Source organism: Polaromonas sp. (genome assembly GCF_039930745.1).
Classification (GTDB): domain Bacteria; phylum Pseudomonadota; class Gammaproteobacteria; order Burkholderiales; family Burkholderiaceae_C; genus Polaromonas.
The window spans coordinates 1-3141 of record NZ_JBDTTH010000178.1; the positions used below are offsets into that span (position 1 = coordinate 1).

At 60.8% G+C, this 3141-nt stretch carries 3 protein-coding genes and 1 pseudogene; 1 reads left to right on the plus strand and 3 read right to left on the minus strand.

Annotated features, from left to right (window positions below; all coding sequences use genetic code 11):
• Nucleotides 1-223: pseudogene (locus tag ABI660_RS23300) on the minus strand (alanine transaminase); the annotation flags it as partial.
• A gap of 184 nt (nucleotides 224-407) precedes the next feature.
• On the opposite strand from ABI660_RS23300, the gene ABI660_RS23305 reads away from it, so the two are divergent.
• Nucleotides 408-1607, plus strand: coding sequence for a cation:proton antiporter (locus tag ABI660_RS23305; RefSeq protein WP_348072618.1), 1200 nt, complete (start codon nucleotides 408-410; stop codon nucleotides 1605-1607).
• On the opposite strand, the gene ABI660_RS23310 is transcribed toward ABI660_RS23305, so the two are convergent.
• Together ABI660_RS23310 and ABI660_RS23315 are read right to left on the minus strand one after the other, a co-directional pair.
• On the minus strand, nucleotides 1588-2037 hold the full coding sequence (locus ABI660_RS23310) for a DUF2809 domain-containing protein (protein ID WP_348072620.1): 450 nt from the start codon (nucleotides 2035-2037) through the stop codon (nucleotides 1588-1590). The genes ABI660_RS23305 and ABI660_RS23310 overlap by 20 nt on opposite strands.
• Nucleotides 2024-2869, minus strand: coding sequence for a DUF817 domain-containing protein (locus ABI660_RS23315; protein WP_348072622.1), 846 nt, complete (start codon nucleotides 2867-2869; stop codon nucleotides 2024-2026). The genes ABI660_RS23310 and ABI660_RS23315 overlap by 14 nt, the downstream gene beginning before the upstream one ends.
• Nucleotides 2870-3141 lie beyond the last annotated feature (272 nt).

Here is a 3141-nt window from a genome sequence, read left to right on the forward strand (position 1 = left end):
TGCTGGCCGAATAACCATGGGTGTCGGGCCGCTGCGCGACCTCGGTGAGCTTGGCGACGATGTGTGCCGGCGTGGCCCCATCGGGGTTGCCCATGCTCATGTCGATGACGTCCTCGCCGCGCCGGCGCGCCGCAAGTTTCAGCTCGGCCGTGATGTTGAAAACGTAGGGAGGAAGGCGGTCAATGCGCGCAAAGCGGCGCTTGCCTGAAGAAGAGGCGGACATAGAAACTTTCACGTAAGCGCCCGGAACCGTCCGAGCGACGTGGCTGGCAATGGGGCCAGCCGATGACATGGTAACCGACCGAATCCCGCCTGCCCAGCCGCCGCTCCTTCAATGGTCTACCATTCGGCGCTTGATGACCGGCCAGGCCGGAGCACTAAAAACAGAGGGAAGCATGCGCGCGGCAATGACCACTACTGAAACCTATTTGATCGCCATGGCGATCATCTTCACGGTTCCCTACCTGATCTGGCGGGTTTTCAAGACCGACTACTACGCCCCGCTGGTGGTGGTGCAGATCATCACCGGCATCCTGCTCGGCCCGGGAATCCTGGGCAAGGTCTACCCCGACTATTACGCCTTCGTCTTCAGCGCACCGGTCGTGCAGTCGCTAAACGGCATTGCCTGGTGGGCCGTGATGGTGTTTGTGTGGATCGCCGGCATTGAACTGGACCTGAAAAAAACCTGGACCCACCGGCGCGAAAGCGGCATCACGGCCAGCCTGGCGCTCGGCACACCTCTCATTTTCGGCTGCGGGGTGGCCGCGTGCATGCTGATGCAGGAAGGCTGGCTAGGCGCCCAGGGCATGCGCTGGCAATTCGTGCTGGGCGTGGGGATGGCCTGCGCCGTCACCGCCCTCCCCGTCCTGATTTTGCTGATGGACAAGCTAGTCATCTTGCGCGAGCCCCTCGGCCAGCGCATGTTGCGCTACGCCAGCCTCGACGACATCGCAATCTGGGGGGTGCTGGCGCTGATCCTGCTGGACTGGGAGCGGGTCGGCACGCAGGTCGGCTTCCTGGCGGTATTTGCGGTCCTGAGCCCGGCCTTCCGCAAACTCATGGTGTGGCTGCCCGAGCGTGACCGCTGGTACGCCGCGTTGATCTGCCTCATCGTCAGTGCTTTCGGCGCGGAATGGGCCGGCCTGGACTACATCGTGGGCGCTTTTCTGGCAGGCGCCATCATGGACAGCGATTGGTTCGACCAGGAACACATGGACCTGCTGCGGCACCACGTGTTGCTGGTGATGATGCCGGTGTTTTTCCTGAGCGCGGGGCTGCGCACCAACTGGTCGGTAGGCGGCGAAGCCGTATTTATAGCCGCGGCCGCTTTGCTCGTGGTGTCGGTGGCCGGCAAGCTGGCCGGAATGCACATCGCCGGCAAGATGCTGAAGTGGGCCCCCGGCGAGAGCTCCATCATTGGCTGGCTGCTTCAGACCAAAGGGTTGATCATGATCATCTTTGTCAACATCCTGCTCGACAAAAAAATCATCACGCACGAAACCTTTACCGCCCTGCTGCTGATGGCCATTGCCAGCACCATGCTGACGGTGCCGATGGTGGCCCCCAAGCTTCAGCGCATGAAGGAAATCATTTTTCGCCTGAAGTGACCGGCTTGCCGGTAGCGGGCAACGGCCGACACCGGGCCAGCAGGAATTCCAGCGCCAAGACCAGCAGGAACCCAACGGCATACGCCAGAACATCCATCCAGTCGGCCACCGAGCCCAGCACAATTTTCAGCACCCGGTTCTGAACGTGCCAGGCATTGACGGCCGCGACATACTGGGCAAGCTCGACCAGGCAACCCACCGCAAACGCCACCAGTGCCAGGCCACGGGGGTTGGCCTTTATCACGGTCTTGAGCACAAAGTACACCCACACAACCGCCAGCACGTCGCCGACAAACCCTCGCAGCCAGCGGTGGTGCGACCACACGGTCGCGATCAGCACTTCGATGATAAAAATCAGGACAGCCCACAGCGCCGCCTCGGCATCAAACCGCAGCCTCACGCGGGGAACGGTGGGCTCAGTCCGGTACATGGATGCGTTCCTTCACATGCTTGAGGTTGGCCACGATGGTGAAGGTCATGACCACCAGCAGCGACCAGGCGCTCCATTTGCCGACATGCACGGCAGACCAGCCACCGAGCTGGTTGGGATAGTGCCAGAGGCTGAAAAACGTGCTGATGTTTTCAGCCACCCAGATAAAGAACCCGATCAACAAAAAGGCCAGCAGCAAGGGCATGCTCCGGTCCCGGTCATAGGGCCGGAAGGTCACCGAGGACCTGGCATACAAGCCGGCCAGGCAGGCCGCGATGTACCAGCGGTAGTCGCCCCAGAAATGGTGCGTGAAAAAATTTCCGTAGATCAACAGTGCAATCACCGCGGCCATCCAGTAAGGCGGGTGATGCCGGATGCGCAGGTCAAACAATCGCCACGCCTGGATGATGTAGCTGCCGACCGCCGCATACATAAAGCCCGAAAACAGCGGCACGCCAAACAGCTTGGTATAGGCAAAGTCCGGGTAACTCCAGGACTGGATGGATCCTGACGTCTTGAAAACCTCCAGCGCAAACCCCACCAGGTGAAAGAGGCAGATGGCCTTGAGCTCATCCAACGTTTCCAGCTTGGCCAGCACCATCCAGCCTTGGATGAGCAGCGCAATCAGGAGCAACAGGTCATAGCGCGGAACACCCGCCACACCGGCCCGCGGCACAAGAAACACCGCCGCAAAGAACAGCCCGGCAAACAGGCAGGCCCTCGCCTCCTTCAGACCGAAATAACCGAACTCCACCAGAAAGCGGCGAAACCCCGACAGCCCCACGTGAGTTTTCGTCTGAATAAGCCAGTTGTCCAACGCCAGCAAAGCCATCGGCATGCACCTTTTTTTGTGATTGTTTTTGCCGGCTGGTTGCGCTTCGGAGCAGTGGACTCCCCGGCGCTAACCGCTTCAGCGACCGCTGCGATTCTACGTTCGCGGCAGGGGTACAAACGTCGTCACGCTTGCAGACACACAAAAGCCCGGATGAACCGGGCTTTGACTAAAGCGGGTGACGGACAGTCTAGATTGCCACCAGCTGCCGCACCTTGTTGGCTTCCATGTCCTTGCCCTGGCCGCGCGCGATGAACTCGCCGCGCTCCATG

What these genes read in the sequence shown, in the direction of transcription:
- ABI660_RS23315 (WP_348072622.1), bottom strand. Translation starts at nt 2,869, where the DNA reads ATGGCTTTGCTGGCGTTGGACAACTGGCTTATTCAGACGAAAACTCAC.
- ABI660_RS23305 (WP_348072618.1), top strand. Translation starts at nt 408, where the DNA reads ATGACCACTACTGAAACCTATTTGATCGCCATGGCGATCATCTTCACG.
- ABI660_RS23310 (WP_348072620.1), bottom strand. Translation starts at nt 2,037, where the DNA reads ATGTACCGGACTGAGCCCACCGTTCCCCGCGTGAGGCTGCGGTTTGAT.